Origin of the sequence: Delftia sp. DS1230 (assembly GCF_040112715.1) — a bacterium.
GTDB lineage: Bacteria > Pseudomonadota > Gammaproteobacteria > Burkholderiales > Burkholderiaceae_C > Comamonas > Comamonas tsuruhatensis.
Map to the genome: position 1 here is coordinate 2133146 of NZ_CP157763.1, position 21087 is coordinate 2154232.

General features: G+C 69.5%; 3 protein-coding genes (1 of these 3 running past the window's edge). All 3 read left to right on the forward strand.

The window, feature by feature from the left end:
• Tightly spaced (each overlapping or abutting the next), the 3 genes in view from AAN986_RS09555 to AAN986_RS09565 form a layout consistent with a single transcriptional unit that may run on beyond the window.
• Positions 1-10011 carry an amino acid adenylation domain-containing protein gene (locus AAN986_RS09555; protein ID WP_349335615.1) on the forward strand — a complete coding sequence of 3337 codons (10011 nt, stop codon included), beginning with the start codon at positions 1-3 and terminating at the stop codon, positions 10009-10011.
• Complete coding sequence (locus AAN986_RS09560; RefSeq protein ID WP_349335616.1) at positions 10011-16655, forward strand: amino acid adenylation domain-containing protein; 6645 nt, start codon at positions 10011-10013, stop codon at positions 16653-16655. The genes AAN986_RS09555 and AAN986_RS09560 overlap by 1 nt, the downstream gene beginning before the upstream one ends.
• Positions 16652-21087: the 5' end (the start) of an amino acid adenylation domain-containing protein gene (locus tag AAN986_RS09565; protein ID WP_349335617.1), read on the forward strand. The gene runs 6082 nt beyond the window's last position; only the first 4436 of its 10518 coding nucleotides appear in the window; its start codon is at positions 16652-16654; the stop codon falls past the right edge of the window. The genes AAN986_RS09560 and AAN986_RS09565 overlap by 4 nt, the downstream gene beginning before the upstream one ends.

Genomic DNA, 21087 nt, shown 5'->3' on the forward strand with positions numbered 1-21087 from the left:
ATGTCCCTGAACGATCTCGATTCCCGCAAGTCCCGCCTGTCCGATGCGCAGCGTGCCGCACTGGCCCTGAGGCTCCGGGGTGCATCCGGCGCACCCGCTGCATCTGACGCAGGTGGCGCAGGTGGCCTGCCGGACGGCGACGCCCGCAACACGGCCCACACCATCACCCGCTGTGACCGCACGCTGGCCATTGCCCTGTCCCCCGCGCAGCGCAGCCTCTGGCTCACCTGGCGGCTGGAGCCCGCCAGCCCCGCCTACAACATGGTGGGATCGCTGTCGCTCAAGGGGCCGCTGGATGCGTGGGCGCTGGAGCAGGCGCTGCAGGCCCTGGCCGAGCGCCACGAGATCCTGCGCACCTGCTATCCGGCCGGCGAGGACGGCGAGCCCCGGCAGTCCATCCAGCCCGCCGCGCCCGTGCCCCTGCGCCATGTCGATCTGGGCGCATGGACGGACGGCGATCCGCAGGCCGAGGCGCAGCGCCAGGTGCTGCTGCTCGCCCGCCAGCCCTTTGCGCTGGACACGGAAACGCCATTGCGCGCCGTCCTGTGCCGGCTGGGCGCGCAGGAGCATGTGCTGGGCCTGTCGCTGCACCACATTGCGGGCGATGGCTGGTCCAACGGCATCGTGATCCAGGAGCTGTTCCACCTGTACGAGGCCCTGCGCACGCAGCAGCCATCGCGCCTGCCGGCCATGGCCCTGCAGTTCGCCGACTATGCCGTCTGGCAGCGCCGCTGGTTCGATGCCGGTGAGCGCGAGCGGCAGCTGGACTACTGGCGCGCCCGGCTGGGCACCGAGCACGAGGCCCTGGCCCTGCCGATGAAGCAGGCCAGGGCGGCCGTGCAGGAAGCACAGGAGCAGCGCCTGGAGTTCACGCTGCCCGCCGCGCTGGCCACCCGCGTGCGTGCCCTGGGCCGCGCGCATGGCGCCTCGCTGTTCATGGTGATGCTGGCCCTGCTCAAGCTGGTGTTGTACCGCTTCAGCGGCACGCGCGAGCTGCGCGTGGGTACGCCCGTGGCCAACCGCCAGAAGGCCGAGACGCATGGCCTGATCGGCTACTTCCTGAACCTGCTGGTGCTGCGCACGCACATCGATCCCGCGCAGGACTTCGGCGCGCTGCTGGCACAGGTGCGCGAGGCGGTGCTGGGCGCGCAGGCCCACCAGGACCTGCCGTTCCACCTGCTGGTCGAGGCGCTGCAGCCGGCCCGCCAGCCGGGCGTTCACCCGCTGTTCCAGGTCAAGTGCACCCAGCAGGAGGATGCATCGGCCGCGCGCCACATCGCCGGCCTGGAGATCGCCATGCAGGCCGTCTCCAGCGGCCAGGCGCATTTCGACCTCAGCCTGGACTTCACCGACCGGCAGGACGGCATCGACTGCGTGCTGATCTACGCCGATGAACTGTTCGACCAAGCCGTGGTGCGTGACATGGCCGCCGCGTTCCAGGACCTTGCGCGGCAGGTCACCGGCGCAATCAGCGACAGGCAGCCCAGGCTGGGCGAGCTGTCGCTGCCAGGCCGCGTGTCGGAGTCTGCAGGCCCGGTGCAGGCCTTTGGCGCCGACAGCGTGCTGCAGCTGTGGTCGCGCGCCGTGCAGGCCCATCCCGATGGCACGGCGGTCAGGGATGCGGGCTCGGCCCTGGGCTACGCGCAGCTGGACCGGCAGTCCGACCAGCTGGCCCGGGCCCTGGTGGCGCGCGGCGTGGGTGCCGATGTGCGCGTGGCCCTGCATGCCGAGCGCAGCTGCGCCTTTGTGCTGGGCCTGCTCGCCGTGCTCAAGGCCGGTGGCACCTATGTGCCCCTGGACCCCGGCCTGCCGGCGCAGCGGCTGGCCTGGCAGCTGCGCGACAGCGGCGCGGTGCTGATGCTCTGCCAGCAGGCGCCCGCCTGGGACGCGGGCGTTCCCGTGTTGAGCCTGGACCCGAATGCCTGCCAGGACCCGTGCATTGCGGGGCAGGCGCCGCCGGCCGCGCCGCCGCATTCCGCACAGGGCGCCTATGTGATCTACACCTCGGGCTCGACCGGGCAGCCCAAGGGCGTGGTCGTCAGCCACGGCGCGCTGGCCCACTATGTGCAGGCCGTGCTGCAGCGGCTGGACCTGCCCGATGCGGCGCGCAGCATGGCCATGGTCTCGACCGTGGCGGCGGACCTGGGGCACACCGTGCTGTTCGGCGCGCTGTGCTCGGGGCGCGCGCTGCATCTGATGGCGCCCGAACTGGCCTTCGACCCCGACGGCTTCGCGCGCTACATGGCAGAGCACCGCGTGGACGTGCTCAAGATCGTGCCCAGCCATCTGCAGGGGCTGCTGAATGCCGGCATCCCCGCTGACGTGCTGCCTGCCAGCCGCCTGGTGCTGGGCGGCGAGGCCACGCGCTGGCCGCTGGTGGACCGCATCGCCGCGCTCAGGCCCGGCTGCCGCGTGCTCAACCATTACGGCCCCACCGAAACCACGGTGGGCATCCTCACCCAGGAGGCGGGCGAGGCGCTGCGCGGCGGCGAAAGCCTGCCCGTGGGCAGGCCGCTGGCCAATAGCCGCGCCCTGGTGCTGGATGCCGACCTGCAGCCCGTGCCTCGGGGCGCCAGCGGCGAGCTGTACCTGGGCGGGCCGGGCCTGGCGCGCGGCTACCAGGCCCGGCCCGGGCAGACGGCAGAGCGCTTCGTGGCCAGCCCGTTCCAGCCGGGCGAGCGCCTGTACCGCACGGGCGACCGCGTGACCATGCTGGCCGATGGCGGCCTGCAGTTCCTGGGCCGCATGGACGACCAGGTGAAGGTGCGCGGCTACCGCGTGGAGCTGCGCGAGGTGGCGCTGGCGCTGCAGGCCGTGCCCGGCGTGGCCCAGGCCGAAGTCGTGGCGCGGCTGGATGGGGAGGGAGGCGGGGACGGGCGCATGCAGTTGCATGCCTATGCCGTGCCCCAGGCGGGCGTTCCCGCCGACAGGCCGGGGTGGGCCGCCGCGCTGGCGCAGGCGCTGCCCGAATACATGGTGCCCGCCAGCATCACCGTGCTGGAAGGCATGCCCCTGACGGCCAACGGCAAGATCGACCGCAAGGCCCTGCCCGTGCCGGAGCAGGCTGCCGCCGATCTGTTCGAGGCGCCCCAAGGCGAGGCCGAGCAGGCGCTGGCCGCTGTCTGGGCCGACCTCTTCGGCCTGGAGCGCGCGGGCCGGCATGACGACTTCTTCGCGCTGGGCGGGGACTCCATCCTCGCGCTCAAGCTGGTGGCGCGCGCCCGCAAGCGCGGCGTCAAGCTCACGCCCAAGCAGCTGTTCACGGGCAAGACGCCAGCGGGTGTGGCACGGCTGGTGGAGGGGCCGGTTGCCGGCGCCGAGCAGACCGAAGGCACGGCGCCCCTGCCCAGGGCCGACCGCAGTGGCCCGCTGCCGCTGTCCTTTGCGCAATTGCGCCAGTGGTTCCTGTGGCAGCTGGAGCCGGCCGGTACGGCCTATCACATCAGCGGCGCGCTGCGTCTGCTGGGCACGCTCGATGTGCTGGCGCTGCAGCAAAGCTTCGACGCGCTGGTGGCGCGCCACGAGTCGCTGCGCACGGTGTTCCGCATGGGCGGGGACGGGCAGGTGGTGCAGGTGATTGCCGCACAGGGCGGTGTGCGGGTCGAGCAAACGGATCTGTCCGGACTCCCCGCTGCGCAGCGCCAGGAGCAACTGCACGAGGCGGCGGCCGCCGTGCACCGCCAGCCCTTCGACCTGCAGGCCGGGCCGCTGCTGCGCGTGGGCCTGATCCGGGAGTCGGCCGAGGCGCATGTGCTGGTCGTGGCCATGCACCACATCGTCTCCGACGGCTGGTCCATGCAGATCATCGTGGATGAATTCGTGCAGCAGTACCGCGCACGGTGCCAGGGACAGGTGCCGCAGGCCGCACCCCTGCCGCTGCAGTACGCCGACTACGCGGCCTGGCAGCGCCAGTGGCTGGAGGCCGGCGAGCGGCAGCGGCAACTGGCCTACTGGCGCGCCCAACTGGGCGACACGCACCCCGTGCTGCAACTGCCCACCGACCACCCGCGCCGGCCCGGCGCGGACCATGTGGCCGCCAGCCATGGCCTGCAGCTGCCGGCCGATCTGGTCGGCAGCCTGCGCCGCCGCGCCCAGGCGCAGGACGCAACGCTGTTCGTGCTGCTGCTGGCGGGCCTGCAGGCCGTGCTGCACCGCTACACGGGCCAGGAAGACATTCGCGTGGGCGTGCCCATTGCCAACCGCCACCGGGTGGAAGCGCAGGGCACGGTGGGCTTTTTCGTGAACACCCAGGTTCTGCGCGCCACGCTGGACGGGCGCCTGGGCCTGGCGCAGCTGCTGGACCAGGCCCGGCAGGCCGCCCAGGGCGCGCAGGCCCACCAGGACCTGCCCTTCGAGCAACTGGTCGAGGCGCTGCAGCCCGAACGCAACGCCGGCACCCAGCCGCTGTTCCAGGTGCTGTTCAACCACCAGCGCCAGGACCGCAGCGCGCTGCAGCAACTGCCTGGGCTGGAGCTGCAGGAATATGCGCTGCAGGGCCAGGGCGCCCAGTTCGAGCTGACCGTGGACACCACCGAGGATGCGCAGGGCCGCCTGCACCTGCGCCTGACCTATGCCCGCGAATTGTTCGAGGCCACCACCATCGGCGCACTGGCCGGCCACTATGTGGCCATGCTGCAGGCGCTGGCCGATGATCCGGCCCGCAAGGTGGGCGAGGTCGCCTTGCTGGGCGCGGCCGAACTGCACAGGCAGCAGGCATGGGGCCGCGCCGCCGGCCTGCCTGCCGGTCGGCCGGCCGCAGCGCAGACGCTGCACGGCCGCTTCGCCAGCCAGGCATTGGCGCGGGCCGGGGCGCAGGCGCTGTCCTTCGAGCACCACGTTCTCGGCTACGCCGAACTCGACGCCCGGGCCAACCGTCTGGCCCACCGCCTCATCGCCCTGGGCGTGCGCCCGGAGACCCGCGTGGGCATTGCCATGCAGCGCTCGGTGGAGATGGTGGTCGGCCTGCTGGCCATCCTCAAGGCTGGTGGCGCCTATGTGCCGCTGGACCCGGATTACCCGGCCGACCGGCTGGCGCACATGGTCGAGGACAGCGGCATTGCCCTGGTGCTGACGCAGGCGGCGGTGCGCGAGCGCATTCCCGGCGCTGCTGCGCTGCAGGTACTGGAGATCGACATGCTGGACCTGTCGGGCGAACCCGATACCGATCCGCAGGTCGATGTGAACCCGGACAGCCTGGCCTATGTGATCTACACCTCGGGCTCCACGGGCCGTCCCAAGGGCGCGCAACTGAGCCACCGCAACGTGGCACGGCTGCTGGACGCCACCGATGCCTGGTTCGGCTTCGGGCCTGACGATGTCTGGACCCTGTTCCACTCCTACGCCTTCGACTTCTCGGTCTGGGAGATCTTTGGCGCGCTGTGCACGGGCGGCAGGCTGGTGGTGGTGCCTTACTGGGTCAGCCGTTCGCCCCAGGACTTCCTGGCTTTGCTGCGTGCGGAGCGCGTAACGGTTCTCAATCAAACACCTTCGGCCTTCGGGCAACTGGTGCATGCCGTGGAGCAGGATGAAGAAGGCAGTGCTGGCCTGGCGCTGCGCCAGGTGATCTTCGGCGGCGAGGCGCTGGAGCCCGAGAGCCTGCGGCCCTGGTTCGAGCGCTTCGGTGACCAGAGCCCCCAACTCATCAACATGTACGGCATCACCGAGACCACGGTGCATGTGACGTACCGGGAGATCACCAAGACGGATCTGGAGGGCGGACGCAGCCCCGTGGGCGTGGCGATTCCGGACCTGGGCCTGTATGTGCTCGACGGCAGCCTGAACCTGCTGCCGCAGGGCGTGGCAGGAGAGTTGTACGTGGCAGGCGAGGGCTTGGCACGCGGCTATCTCAACAGGCAAGGACTGACGGCAGAGCGCTTCGTTGCCAACCCGTTCAGCGAGACGGGCGAGCGCCTGTACCGCACGGGCGATCTGGTGCGCTGGAACGCTCAGGGCGAACTCGAATACCTGGGCCGTGCCGACCAGCAGGTCAAGATCCGGGGCTTCCGCATCGAGCTGGGCGAGGTGCAGTCGCAACTGCTGGCCCAGCCCGAGGTGCGCGAGGCGGTGGTGCTGGCCAAGGAGGGGGCGGGCGGTGCCAGACTGATCGCCTATGTGTCGCTGAATGCAGAAATCGCAGAGGGTCTGCTCAAGGACCGGCTGGGCGAGGTACTGCCCGACTACATGGTGCCCTCGGCCATCGTCGTGCTCGATGCCCTGCCTTTGACGGCCAACGGCAAGGTGGACCGCAAGGCGCTGCCCGAGCCGGAGATGGCGAGTGCACAGGAATACGAGGCACCGCAGGGCGAGTTGGAGGAAACGCTGGCGAAGATCTGGGCCGAGGTGCTGGGCGTGGAGCGCGTGGGCCGGCAGGACGGCTTCTTCGAGCTGGGCGGGCATTCGCTGCTCGCCCTGGGCCTGCTGGAGCGCGTGCGCGCCCAGGGCCTGCGCGTGCAGGTGCGCACGCTGTTCCAGCACCCGAGGCTGGCGGAGTTTGCGCAGGCGGTGCAGCAGGAGCAGCAGGGTGAGCAGGGTGAGCAAGGGGCGCAGGTGGCCGGCGAGATCGACGTGCCGCCCAATGGCATCCCCGAAGGCTGCACGGCGATCACGCCGGACATGCTGACCCTGGTGGCGCTGGATGAAGATGAGATTGCACGCATTGCCGCTGCGGTGCCCGGTGGCGCGGCCAACATCCAGGACATCTACCCGCTGGCGCCGCTGCAGGAGGGGATTTTGTTCCACCACCTGCTGCAGTCCGGGGGCGATGTATTCGTCTCGCCCAACCTGCTGAGCTTCGGGGCGCGCGAGCAGCTGCAATCCTTCGTGCACAGCCTCAACCAGGTGATTGCGCGCCATGACATCCTGCGCACGGCCGTGCTCTGGGAAGGGCTGTCCGAGCCCGTGCAGGTGGTGCTGCGCCAGGCACCGCTGCAGCTGCAGTGGCCTGATGCGGATGAGGCGCATGGGTCGCATGAGGTGCATGAGGCACATGAGGCACATGAGGTGCTGGTGCCGCAGATGCTGGAGCAACTGCGCAGCCACGACCTGCGCCTGGACGTGCGGCAGGCGCCGATGATAGGGGCGCGGGCCGCGCACGATGCCGGGCAAGGCCGCTGGCTGCTGCAGCTGCTGAGTCACCACCTGGTGATGGACCGCATCACGCTGGACCTGCTGCTGCAGGAGGTGCTGCGGCTTCAGAAGGGCCGTGCGGCCGAGCTGCCGGTGCCCGTGCCCTTCCGGCGCTTTGTGGCGCAGGCGCGCCAGGGTGTGGCGGCCGAGGCGCACGAGCGGTTCTTCCGCCGCATGCTGGCCGATGTGCAGGAGCCCACGGCCGCCTTCGGCCTGCTGGACGTGCAAGGCGATGGCCGTGGCATGGAGGAGGCCCGCCTGCGGTTGGACGCCCCACTGGCCCAGGGCATGCGCGGCCAGGCGCGTGCGCACGGGGTCAGCCCCGCCGCGCTCTGCCACCTGGCCTGGGCGCTGGTGCTGGCCCGCACCAGCGGCAGGCAGGAGCCGGTCTTCGGCACCGTGCTGATGGGCCGCATGGACGGCGGCGCCGGTGCGCAGCAGGCGCTGGGCATGTTCATCAACACCTTGCCGCTGCGCCTGCCGCTGGGCGAAGGCAGCGTGCTCCAGGGCCTGCGCAGCACGGCGGCGGCGCTTGCGGCGCTGCTGCAGCACGAGCATGCCAGCCTGTCGCTGGCCCAGCGCTGCAGCGGCCTGCCTGCGGGAACGCCGCTGTTCAGCGCATTGCTGAACTACCGGCATGGCGCGGCCGAGGGCGCTGCGCAAGAGCTGGCCCGGGCCGGCGTGCAGGTGCTGGGCCGCCCCGAGCGCAGCAACTATCCCGTGGGCATGGCCGTGGATGACGACGGCCAGGGCTTTGTGCTCGTCGCCCAGGTGGTGCGCAGCGTGGGGGCCGTGCGCGTCTGCGCCTACATGCAGCAGGCCCTGCAGGCGCTGGTGCAGGCGCTGCAGCAGCAGCCCGGCCGCGACCTGCGCACGCTGGACGTGGTGCCCCCGGCCGAGCGCCAGGCGCTGCTGGCGCAGGCCTGCAACCCCCGCTCCTGGCCGCAGGCCTTGCCGGTGCACCGCATGTTCGAGGCGCAGGCAAGGCAGCGGCCCCAGGCCCCGGCCCTGGCCGCGGACGGGCAGGTGTTCAGCTACGGCGATCTGGATCGGCGGGCCAGCAGCCTGGCGCAGGCCCTGATCGCCCAGGGGCTGCGGCCCGGGCAGCGCGTGGGCCTGGTGGCCGAGCGCGGGGCCGCCATGGTGGCCGGCCTGCTGGCCATCCTCAAGGCGGGCGCTGCCTACGTGCCCGTCGATCCAGCCCTGCCCGATGAGCGCATGCAGTACATGCTGCAGGACAGCGGGGCCTGCCTGGTGCTGGCCTCGGGCCTGGCGCCGGGCCGGCTGGCCTTGCTCGCCGCCAGCGTGCCGAAGGTGCTGGAACTGGAGGCGCTGGAGGTACCGGAGACAGTGGAGGCAGTGGAGGCAAGGGAGCCAGGGCCGCAGGCAGGCACGGAACGCGCGCCCCGCGTCGAGGTGCATGGCGACCAGGCCGCCTATGTGATCTACACCTCGGGCTCCACCGGCCGGCCCAAGGGCGTGGTGGTGCGGCATGCGGCCTTCTCCAACTTCCTGCAGTCCATGGCGGCACAGCCGGGCCTGCAGGCGCAGGACGTGGTGCTGGCCACGACCTCCGTGTCCTTCGACATTGCGGGCCTGGAGATCTTCCTGCCCCTGGCCGTGGGCGCGCAGTTGGTGGTGGCCGGGCGCGAGCAGGTGCGCGACGCGGCCGCGCTGGCGGCGCTGCTGGAGCGCAGCCGCGCCAGCGTGATGCAGGCCACGCCCTCGGGCTGGCGCCTGCTGCTGGCCGGTGGCTGGAAGGCGGCACGGCCGCTGAAGGCGCTGTGCGGCGGCGAGGCGCTTGCACCGGACCTGATTGACCTGCTGCGCGCGGCGGGCGTGGACCTCTGGAACCTCTACGGCCCGACCGAGACCACGATCTGGTCCAGCCTGCAGCAGGTGCAGGGCGATGCCGCCACCCTGGGCCAGGCCATCGCGGCCACCCGGCTGCTGGTGCTTGACGAAGGACTGCGCTGCGTGCCGCAAGGCGTGGCCGGTGAGCTGTTCATTGGCGGCCAGGGCCTGGCGCGCGGCTACTGGCAGCGGCCGGGCCTGAGCGCAGAGCGTTTTGTGGCCGATCCTTTCGCGGGTCCGGGTGAGGCTGGCGAACGCCTGTACCGCACGGGCGACCTGGTGCGCCGCAATGCCGATGGTGCGCTCGAATACCTGGGCCGGCTGGACCACCAGGTCAAGATCCGCGGCCACCGCATCGAGCTGGGCGAGGTGGAGGCCGCACTGCTGGCCCAGCCCGAGGTGCGCGAGGCCGTGGTCACGGCAGCGGGGTCCGGCAGCGATACGCGCCTTGTGGCGCATGTATCTCTACATGCATCGCTGCATGCGTCGCTATATGCACCGCTGCATGCATCACTGCATGCAGGCCCTCCCCTGGACGCTGCGGCACTGCGCGCAAGACTGGCCAGCGGCCTGCCCGACTACATGCTGCCGTCCGCCATCGTGGTGCTGGACACGCTGCCGCTGAACAACAGCGGCAAGGTGGACCGTGCCGCGCTGCCTGCGGCGCAGGCACCGGCCGGGCAGTCCTACGAGGCGCCCTCGGGGCAGGCCGAGGAAATGCTGGCCGGGCTCTGGTCCGAGCTGCTGGGCGGTGGCCGCGTGGACCGCCGCGACAGCTTCTTCGAGCGCGGCGGGCACTCGCTCAAGGTGGTGCAACTGCTGGCGCGGCTGCAGGGGGCAGGCGCTGCGGGGCTGACCGCCCAGGACATTTTCCGCACCCCGGTGCTGCAGGACATGGCGGGCCTGGTGCGCCTGCCGGCCCATGGCAGCGCGGATGCTGCGGGTGCTGCGGGTGAAACAGGCACGACAGGCGCGGATGCGCAGGCGCTCGATGCGCTGGATTCCTTTCTCGAAACTCTGGGAGATATCTGATGGACCGTGGCCGCCTGCGCCAAATCGCCGAGCGCTTTGCAAGCCTGAGCCCTGCCCAGCGCACGCTGGCATTGCAAAAGATCCGGGCCGAGGGACTGGATCTCTCGCACTTCCCCATCCCGGTGCGCGCACCATCGTCCGACCAGACCGAAGCCCTGTCCCATGCGCAGTTGCGCCAGTGGTTCCTGTGGAAGCTGGACCCGCAAAGCTCGGCCTACCACATCGCCCAGGCCTCGTGGATGCATGGCGAGCTGGATCTGGCGGCCTTGCGGCAGGCGTTCGGCGTGCTGCTGGAGCGCCACGGCGGACTGCGCACGGTGTTTGAGGAAAGCCCCGACGGCCTGGCGCGGCAGCGCATCGTGCCGCAGCTGGCCCTGGAGCTGCCGCTGATCGACCTCAGCTCCCTGCCTGCCGCACAGCGGCGCGAACGGGCCCTGGCCGAAGCCGAGCGCCTGTGCCTCACGCCCTTTGACCTGACGCGCGGCCCGCTGCTGCGCGTGGCCGCCGTCCGCCTGGACAGCCGCCAGCACCTACTGGTGGTGGTGATGCACCACATCATCTCCGACGGCCGCTCCATGCAGATCCTGCTGGAGGAGTTCGCAGGCCTGTACGCGGCACTGGTGCAGCAGCGCCCGACCCGCCTGCCGCCGCTGCCCATTGCCTACACCGACTACGCCGCCTGGCAGCGCGACTGGCTGGAGGCCGGGGAAAGGCAGCGCCTGCTGGACTACTGGCTGCCCGAACTGGCCGGGGGTCAGGACCTGCATCTGGAGCTGCCCGCCGACCATGCGCGCGCGCCGGGCGCCGAGACCCGCTGGCATGCCGCCTGGCACCGGCTGGATCTGCCCGCCAGCCTGGTGGCCGGACTGGAGCAGCGCGCCCGCGAGCAGGGCACCTCCCTCTTCGTGGCGCTGCTGGCCGGGTTCCAGGCCCTGCTGCACCGCTATACCGCCGAGACCGATATCCGCGTGGGCGTGCCCGTGGCCAACCGCAACCAGCCCGAGGCCGAGCCGCTGGTCGGCTTCTTCGTCAACACGCTGGTGATGCGTGGCCGGCTCGATCCCCGCATGCGCCTGCAGGAGCTGCTGGCCCAACTGGCCGAGCGGGTCCGCCTGGGCCTGGCCCACCAGGACCTGCCCTACGAGCGACTGGTCGAGGCGCTGCAGCCGCGCCGCAGCCTGGACGGCAGCTCGCTGTTCCAGGTGATGCTGAACTACCAGCACGAAGAGGCGGCCGGCCTGGCGGGCCTGGAGATCCAGAAGCTGGAGCTGGACGGCCTGGCCGCCCAGTTCGAGCTGACCCTGCACGCCAGCCGCCGCGCCAACGGCAGCCTGCAGCTGGGCTTTGCCTATGCGCGCGAGCGCTTCGAGCCGGCCACGGTGCAGCGCATGGGCGCGCATCTGTCGCTGCTGCTGCATGCGCTGGCGCATGCGCCGCAGTGCGCGCTGGACCAGGTGCAACTGCTGCCCGGCGATGAGCAGGCGCAGCTTCTGGACCGCAGCGCGCGCCGCAGTACCCGCAATGGACCTGCCCTCAACCCTGCGCAGCCCGCCTGCCTGCACCAGCGCTTTGCCGCAAGCGCGCAGCAGCGGCCGGATGCGGTGGCGTTGACCTGCGAGTCCGCACAACTGACCTACGCCGAACTCGACGCCCAGGCCAACCGCCTGGCCCGCCGCCTGATCGCCCGGGGCGTGCGCCCGGAGACGCGCGTGGGCATTGCCATGCAGCGCTCGGTGGAGATGGTGGTCGGCCTGCTGGCCATCCTCAAGGCTGGTGGTGCCTATGTGCCGCTGGACCCGGACTACCCTGCCGATCGTCTGGCGCACATGGTCGAGGACAGTGGCATTGCCCTGGTGCCGACGCAGGCGGCGCTGCGCGAGCGCATTCCCGGCGCTGCTGCGCTGCAGGTGCTGGAGATCGACACGCTGGACCTGTCGGGCGAACCCGATAGCGATCCGCAGGTTGAAGTCTCTGCAGACAGCCTGGCCTATGTGATCTACACCTCGGGCTCCACGGGCCGCCCCAAGGGCGCGCAACTGAGCCACCGCAACGTGGCACGGCTGCTGGATGCCACCGATGCCTGGTTCGGCTTCGGCCCGGACGATGTCTGGACCCTGTTCCATTCCTACGCCTTCGACTTCTCGGTCTGGGAGATCTTCGGCGCGCTGTGCACGGGGGGCAGGCTGGTGGTGGTGCCGTACTGGGTCAGCCGCTCGCCCCAGGACTTCCTGGCTTTGCTGCGTGCCGAGCGCGTAACGGTTCTCAATCAAACGCCCTCGGCCTTTGGGCAACTGGTCCATGCCGTGGAGCAGGAAGATGGGAACGAGCAGGGCGGCGCTGGCCTGGCGCTGCGCCAGGTGATCTTTGGCGGCGAGGCGCTGGAGCCCGAGAGCCTGCGGCCCTGGTTTGACCGCTTCGGTGACCAGAGCCCCCAACTCGTCAACATGTACGGCATCACCGAGACCACGGTGCATGTGACGTACCGGGAGATCACCCGGAAGGATCTGGAGGGCGGACGCAGCCCCGTGGGCGTGGCGATTCCGGACCTGGGCCTGTACGTGCTCGACGGCAGCCTGAACCTGCTGCCGCAGGGCGTGGCGGGAGAGTTGTACGTGTCGGGCGAGGGCTTGGCACGCGGCTATCTCAACAGGCAAGGGCTGACGGCAGAGCGCTTCATTGCCAACCCGTTCAGCGAGACGGGCGAACGCCTGTACCGCACGGGCGACCTGGTGCGCTGGAGTGCGCAGGGCGAACTCGAATACCTGGGCCGTGCCGACCAGCAGGTCAAGATCCGGGGCTTCCGCATCGAGCTGGGCGAGGTGCAGTCGCAGTTGCTGGCCCAGGCCGAGGTCCGCGAGGCCGTGGTACTGGCCAGGGAGGGTGCAGGCGGGGCGCGATTGGTGGCCTATGTCTCGCTGAATTCGCCAGCCGAAGACGGTTGGCTCAAGGACCGGCTGGGCCAGGTACTGCCCGACTACATGGTGCCTTCGGCCATCGTTGTGCTCGATGCCCTGCCTTTGACGGCCAACGGCAAGGTGGACCGCAAGGCCTTGCCCGAGCCGGAGATGGCGAGTGCGCAGGAATACGAGGCACCGCAGGGCGAGTTGGAGGAAACGCTGGCGCAGATCTGGGCCGAGGTGCTGGGCGTGGAGCGCGTGGGACGGCAGGACGGCTTCTTCGAGCTGGGCGGGCATTCGCTGCTCGCCCTGGGCCTGCTGGAGCGCGTGCGCGCCCAGGGCCTGCGCGTGCAGGTGCGCACGCTGTTCCAGCACCCGAGGCTGGCGGAGTTTGCGCAGGCGGTGCAGCAGGAGCAGCAGGAGCAGCAGGGTGAGCAAGGGGCGCAGGTGGCCGGCGAGATCGATGTGCCGCCCAACGGCATCCCCGAAGGCTGCACGGCGATCACGCCGGACATGCTGACCCTGGTGGCGCTGGATGAGGATGAGATTGCACGCATTGCCGCTGCGGTGCCCGGTGGGGCGGCCAACATCCAGGACATCTACCCGCTGGCGCCGTTGCAGGAGGGAATTCTGTTCCACCACCTGCTGCATACGAAGAACGATGCCTATCTGACATGGCACACGCTGTCCTTCGACAGCCGCGAGCGGTTGCAGCGTTTCATGGACAGCTTCAACCAGGTGATTGCGCGCCATGAAATCCTGCGCACGGCCGTGCTCTGGGAAGGGCTGGCCGAGCCCGTGCAGGTGGTGTTGCGCCAGGCCCGCTTGCAGACTCGCTGGCTTGAAGCCGGGGCAGCACAGCCGCAGCGCCTGGATGTACGCAAGGCGCCCATGATCGAAGCGCTGGCCCTGCAGTCTCCCGAGGGCGGCCGTTGGTTGCTGCGGGTGGCCTGCCACCATCTGGTGCTGGACCATGCCACCGTGGATTTGCTGGTGGAGGAAATCGCCCTGGTGCAGCAGGGTCGCGTGCATGCGCTGCCTGTGCCGGTTCCCTTCAGGCGCTTTGTGGCGCAGGCGCGCAGGGGCGTGTCATCCACCGCCCATGAGCAGTTCTTTCGCAGCATGCTGGCCGATGTGCAGGAGCCCACCGTGCCCTATGGGCTGCTGAATGTACAGGGCGATGGCCGCAATGTGAGGGAGGCGCGTCTGGCCCTGGATGCCGATCTGGCAAAGGCCGTCCGCCGCCAGGCCCGGCTGTACGGTGTGAGCCCGGCATCGGTTTTCCATCTGGCATGGGCCCTGGTGCTGTCCGGTGCCACGGGCCGTGAGGATGTGGTGTTCGGCACAGTGCTGCTGGGCCGCATGCAGGCTGGCGAAGAGGCGGGCCGCTCGCTGGGACTGTTTGTCAACACCTTGCCGCTGCGCATCCGGCTGGGCCGCCTTGGCTTGCGCGATGCGCTGTTGGACACCCACGCCACGCTGTCCACGCTGTTGCAGCACGAGCATGCCGGCCTGACGCTGGCCCAGCGCTGCAGCGGCCTGCCCGCAGGCGCGCCCCTGTTTACCGCGCTGCTGAATTTTCGCTACAGCCGGCCGCAGGCGCGCACATCGTCGCAGGCGCTGGAAGGCATGGAGATCGTGGACAGCATGGAGCGGACGAACTATCCGTTGTGCATGTCCGTGGACGATCAGGGAGAGGGCTTTGGTCTGGTCGCCCAGGTCGCCGGCGCTGTGGAGCCCGCCGTGCTCTGTGGCCGCCTGCATGGCGCGATGGATCAGTTGGTGATGGGGCTGGCCCGTGGAGGTGCCAAGGCACTGGGCGATATCGACCTGCTGGATCCGGAGGAGCGCAGCCGCTTGCTGGCCCATGGCCAATACCTGGGCTCACAGGCGCATGGTGGTCATGGGGGAGCCATGGCGCTGCACGGCCGCTTCCAGGCCCAGGCACGGAGCCATCCCCGCGCCCCGGCCTTGAGCTGCGAGGCCAGAACGCTGACCTACGCCGAACTCGACGCCCAGGCCAACCGCCTGGCCCGTCGTCTGATCGCCCTGGGCGTGCGCCCGGAGACGCGCGTGGGCATTGCCATGCAGCGCTCGGTGGAGATGGTGGTGGGACTGCTGGCCATCCTCAAGGCCGGTGGCGCCTATGTGCCGCTGGACCCGGACTACCCGGCCGACCGGCTGGCGCACATGGTGGCCGACAGCGGGATCTCCCTGGTGCTGACGCAAGCGGCGCTGCACGAGCGCATTCCCGGCGCTGCTGCGCTGCAGGTGCTGGAGATCGACATGCTGGACCTGTCGGGCGAACCCGATACCGATCCGCAGGTCGATGTGAACCCGGACAGCCTGGCCTATGTGATCTACACCTCGGGCTCGACAGGCAAACCCAAAGGCGCGCAACTGAGCCACCGCAACGTGGCACGGCTGCTGGATGCCACCGATGCCTGGTTCGGCTTCGGGCCTGACGATGTCTGGACCCTGTTCCATTCCTACGCCTTCGACTTCTCGGTATGGGAGATCTTCGGCGCCCTGTGCACGGGCGGTCGGCTGGTGGTGGTGCCGTACTGGATCAGCCGCTCGCCCCAGGACTTCCTGGCTTTGCTGCGTGCGGAGCGCGTAACGGTTCTCAATCAAACACCTTCGGCCTTTGGACAGCTGGTGCATGCGGTGGAGCAGGAAGATGGGAACGAGCAGGGCGGCGCTGGCTTGGCGCTGCGCCAGGTGATCTTTGGCGGCGAGGCGCTGGAGCCCGAGAGCCTGCGGCCCTGGTTTGACCGCTTCGGTGACCAGAGCCCCCAACTCGTCAACATGTACGGCATCACCGAGACCACGGTGCATGTGACGTACCGGGAGATCACCCGGAAGGATCTGGACGGCGGACGCAGCCCCGTGGGCGTGGCGATTCCGGACCTGGGCCTGTATGTGCTCGATGGCAGCCTGAACCTGCTGCCGCAGGGCGTGGCCGGGGAGCTGTACGTGGCAGGCGAGGGCTTGGCACGCGGCTATCTCAACAGGCAAGGACTGACGGCAGAGCGCTTCATCGCCAACCCCTTCGCGGAGTCCGGCGAGCGCCTGTACCGCACAGGCGATCTGGTGCGCTGGAGCGCCCAGGGCGAACTTGAATACCTGGGCCGTGCCGACCAGCAGGTCAAGATCCGGGGCTTTCGCATCGAGCTGGGCGAGGTGCAGTCGCAACTGCTGGCCCAGCCCGAGGTGCGCGAGGCCGTGGTTTTGGCCAAGGATGGTGCAAGGCTGATCGCCTATGTCTCCCTGCGTGACGCGGTGGACGAAAGCCAGCTCAAGCAGCGCCTGGGCCAGGTGCTGCCCGACTACATGGTGCCTTCGGCCATCGTCGTGCTCGAAGCCCTGCCTTTGACGGCCAACGGCAAGGTGGACCGCAAGTCGCTGCCCGAGCCGGAGATGGTCAGCGCGCAGGAATACGAGGCACCGCAGGGCGAGTTGGAAGAAACGCTGGCGCAGATCTGGGCCGAGGTGCTGGGCGTGGAGCGCGCGGGCCGGAAGGACAACTTCTTCGAGCTGGGCGGACATTCCATGACCCTGCTCGAAATGCAATTGCAGATAGGCCGGCAGCTGTCGGTGCAACTGCCGCTCAAGGCCTGTTTTGAAAGCCCATCGCTGGCGGCGCTGGCCCGGCTCGTGCAGGCCCATGCCGCGCCCGCCCACATCAAGAAAACCGCCGATCTGGAAAAGATGGCATCCCTACTCGCAGAGCTGGACCTGGAATGAAAAACACGGAATTCGACATCGCCCATCGCTTCAACGTGCTCGTCCCGGGAAAGCGGCGCCAGTTCCTTGATGCCCTGGCGGCCCAGGGCATTGATTTCTCAGGCTTGCCGATTGTCCCGGCGCAGGATGGGGCCGTCACACCGGCCTCCTATGCCCAGGCCCGGATGTGGTTTCTCTGGAAGCTGGAGCCGCAAAGCGCGGCCTACCACATCAGCGGAGCATGGCGGCTGCACGGGGCGCTGGACCTTGACGCCCTGCGCACCGGCTTTGGGGCCCTGGTGGCGCGCCATGCCACGCTGCGCACCGTGTTCAAGGCCGGGCCTGAGGGGCTGCCGCTGCAGTGCGTGCTGGAGCACGTGGAGATTGACATCCCTGTTGTCGAAGCCTCGCAGCCGGCAGTGCAGATGCAGGCCCTGTGCAATCGCACCTTTGATCTTGAAACAGGCCCGCTGCTGCGGGTGGCGCTGATACGCGAGGCGCAGGACCGGCACCTGCTGGTGGTCGTCATGCACCACATCGTCTCCGATGGGCGGTCCATGCAGATCCTGGTGGAGGAGTTTGCCGCGCAATACGCTGCACATGTGCAGTCGCTGGCGGCCGGGCTGCCCTCCCTGCCGGTGCAGTACGCCGACTATGCGCTGTGGCAGAGAAACTGGATGGAGGCGGGCGAGCGCGATAGGCAGCTTGCGTACTGGACGCAGCAATTGGGCCAGGGCCAGGACCAGCCTGTGCTGCAACTGCAGGCCGACCACCCGCGCCGCGCCGATGGCCGTTACCCCGCCGCCGAGCACGTATTGCTGCTTCCCAGGCCGCTGGTACAGGCCTTGAAGGCGCGGGCGCGCGCCGAGGGGGCCACGCTGTTCATGGCGCTCCTGGCCGGATGGCAAGCCCTGCTGGCACGCTACAGCGGCCAAGGCGATATCCGGGTGGGCGTGCCTCTGGCCAACCGGCAGCGGGCAGAGACGCAGGGACTGGTCGGCCTGTTCGTCAACACGCAGGTGCTGCGCAACCGCATCGACATGCGCATGCCCATGGTGCAGGTGCTGCGACAGGCCAGGGAGGCGGCGCTGGGTGCGCAGGCACATCAGGATTTGCCGTTCGATCAACTGGTGGAAGCCCTGCAGCCCGAGCGCAACCTGGGGGTCCAGGCCCTGTTCCAGGTCATGCACAACCACCAGCGCACGGCCGCTGCATTGCCGCGGCAGATGGCAGGGCTGCTGCTGGAGCCCTGCCCGCAGGACGAGCGTGCCGCGCAGTTCGAGTTGGTGCTCAACAGCAGCGAAAGCGCCGACGGCGAGGTGCGGCTGGCCTTCAGCTATGCAGCGCCGTTGTTCGAGAGCGAAACCATTGCCCGCATGGCAGGCCATTGCCAGGCGTTGCTGCAGGCGCTGGCGGAGCATCCCCAACAGGCGCTGGGCGATGTGCCTCTGTTGCAGCCGCAAGAGCAGCGCCAGTTGGCCGCCTGGGGGCTCAATCGCATGCCTGCGGGGCAGGGGCAGCCCGTGCATCGCTCGTTCGAAGCATGGGCCCGGCGCACTCCGGATGCCGTGGCCTTGGCATTTGGCGATGCAGCGCTGAGCTACGGCGAACTCAACCGCCGTGCCAACCGTCTTGCGCACCGTCTGATGTCGCTGGGAGTGGGGCTGGAGACGCGCGTGGCCGTTGCAGCCCAGCGCTCCGTGGAGATGATGGTCGGGCTGCTGGCCATCCTCAAGGCGGGTGGCGCCTACGTGCCGCTGGACCTTGACTATCCGCGCGAGCGCCTGGCCTACATGCTGCAGGACAGCGGCGTGCGCCTGGTGCTGTGCCAGGGGCCCGGTCAGTCGCTGCTTCCCGACCAGCACGGCCTGCAGGTGGTCGATCTCGACGCATCCGAGCCTGGCGTCTGGCCGGACCATGATCCACAGGTCGAAGTCGATGGCCAGAACCTGGTCTATGTGATCTACACCTCGGGATCGACGGGCCGGCCCAAGGGGGCTGCCAACCGCCATGACGCACTGAGCAATTGCATGGCATGGATGCAGGAACGCTATGGGCTCACGGCCCAGGACGCGGTGCTGCACAAGGCGCCCTTCGGTTTCGACGTGTCGGTCTGGGAGATGTTCTGGCCCCTGACCACGGGCGTGAAGCTGGTGCTCGCCCAGCCCGGTGACCAGCGCGAGCCAGCGCGCATCGTGGAGCTGATCCGGCGCCATCAGATCACCACGCTGAATTTCGTGCCCTCCATGCTGCAGGCCTTTCTGGCGCATGAGGGTATCGAGGCGCAGACGCGCCTGCGCTACGTTATCTGCGGTGGCGAGGCCATGCCGGCCGCTACCCAGCGCGAGGCATTGCAGCGGCTGGCCGGCGTCAGCCTGCAGAATCTTTACGGGCCCACCGAGGCGGCCATCCACGTCACGCAGTGGACCTGCCAGGACGACGGCAGCCACCAGGTGCCTATTGGTCGCCCCATCAGCGCCACCGGCACCTGGGTGCTGGACGCCGACATGGCGCCTGTGCCCCAGGGCGTGGCAGGCGAGCTGTATCTGGGCGGCATGGCCCTGGCACGCGGCTATCTGAACCGTCCCGGCCTGACGGCGGAGCGGTTTGTGGCCGATCCCTTCGACAGCAGCGGCAAGGGGCGTCTCTACCGCACAGGTGACCTGGTGCGATGGAATGCGCAAGGCCAGCTTGAGTATCTGGGCCGCATGGACCATCAGGTCAAAATCCGGGGACTGCGCATCGAACTGGGCGAGATCGAGGCACATCTGCTGGCCCGGCCCGAAGTGCGCGAAGCCGTGGTGGTCGCCGCGCACGGTCCCGGCGGCGAATGCCTGGTGGGCTATGTGGCGGCCCCCGGTGAAGATGAACGCCTGGCCGCCAGGCTCAGGCAGGCGCTGGCTGGTGTGCTGCCGGACTACATGGTGCCTTCATCCATCGTCGTGCTGCAAGGCCTTCCACTGAATGCGAACGGCAAGGTGGACCGCAAGGCGCTGCCGGCGCCGCAGTGGTTGGAGCGCGAGTACGCGCAGCCGCTCACGGCGACCGAGACGCAGTTGGCGGCCATCTGGGCTGAGCTGCTCGGCCGCGAGCTGGTGGGGCGCCATGACCACTTCTTCGAGCTGGGTGGGCACTCCCTGCTCGCACTGGGCATGCTGGAGCGCATGCGGGCGCATGGCCTGACGGCCTCCGTGCGAAGCCTGTTCCAGCATCCGCAGCTGGCGGATTTCGCCGCGCAGGTCACGCGGGCCGATGACAGCGCCGAGGTCGAGGTACCGCCCAACGGTATCCCCGATGACTGCACGGCGATCACGCCCGCCATGCTGACCCTGGTGCGGCTGGACGCGCAGGAGATTGCGCTGGTGGAGGCCGCCGTTCCGGGCGGATCGGCCAACATCCAGGACATCTATCCGCTGGCGCCGCTGCAGGAAGGCATTCTGTTCCACCACACGCTGCACCAGCAGGGCGATGCCTACGCCACGCCGAATCTGCTGGCCTTCGACAGCAGCCAGCGAATGCAGGACTTTGTGGACAGCCTCAATCAGGTGATTGCGCGCCACGACATCCTGCGCACGGCCGTGCTGTGGGAAGGCCTGAGCGAGCCCGTGCAGGTGGTCTGCCGTCGTGCCGATGTACGGATCGAATGGTTGCAGGACGAGGCCGCTGAAGCAGATGTTGCCGGGCGGCTGTATGCCCGGATTGATCCCAGGGTGCATCGCATCGATGTGCGCCGTGCCCCGATGATCCGTGCCGTGGCCTCGCACGATGCCGCGCAGCAGCGCTGGCTGTTGCAGTTGCTCACTCACCATCTGGTGCTGGACCACACGACGCTGGAACGCGTGGTCGAGGAGATCGCGCTGATCCAGCAGGGCCGCCATGGTGCACTGCCGCAGCCCCTGCCGTTCAGGCGCTTCGTGGCCCGGGCCAGGCTGGGCGTGAGCGTCGCCGAGCACGAGGCTTTCTTTGGTGCCATGCTCGGCGATGTCGATGAGCCGACGGCGCCGTTCGGGCTGCTTGATGTCCAGGGCAATGGTGCCGCTGTGCAGGAAGCGCGCCTGCCGCTGCAGGCCAGCCTGGCGCAGCGCGTGCGCAAGACGGCACAGCGCAACGGCGTCAGCGCAGCCAGCCTGCTGCACCTGGCCTGGGCGCTTGTGATGGGCAGGAGCACGGGCCGTGACGACGTGGTGTTTGGGACCGTGCTGTTCGGGCGCATGCAGGGCGGCGAGGGTGCGCACAACGCATTGGGCATGTTCATCAACACGCTGCCGCTGCGGGTGAAGCTGGGAGCGCAGACCGTGCAGGACTGTCTGCGCCAGACACATTCCCTGCTGACACAGCTGATGCACCATGAGCATGCCAGTCTGTCGCTGGCCCAGCGCTGCAGTGCGGTGCCGGGCGGCACGCCCTTGTTCTCGGCCCTGCTGAACTACCGCTATGGCGTGCAGCCGCAACA

Excerpts from the sequence above, each read along its gene's own strand:
- AAN986_RS09555 (WP_349335615.1), top strand. The coding sequence starts at position 1 with ATGTCCCTGAACGATCTCGATTCCCGCAAGTCCCGCCTGTCCGATGCG.
- AAN986_RS09560 (WP_349335616.1), top strand. The coding sequence starts at position 10,011 with ATGGACCGTGGCCGCCTGCGCCAAATCGCCGAGCGCTTTGCAAGCCTG.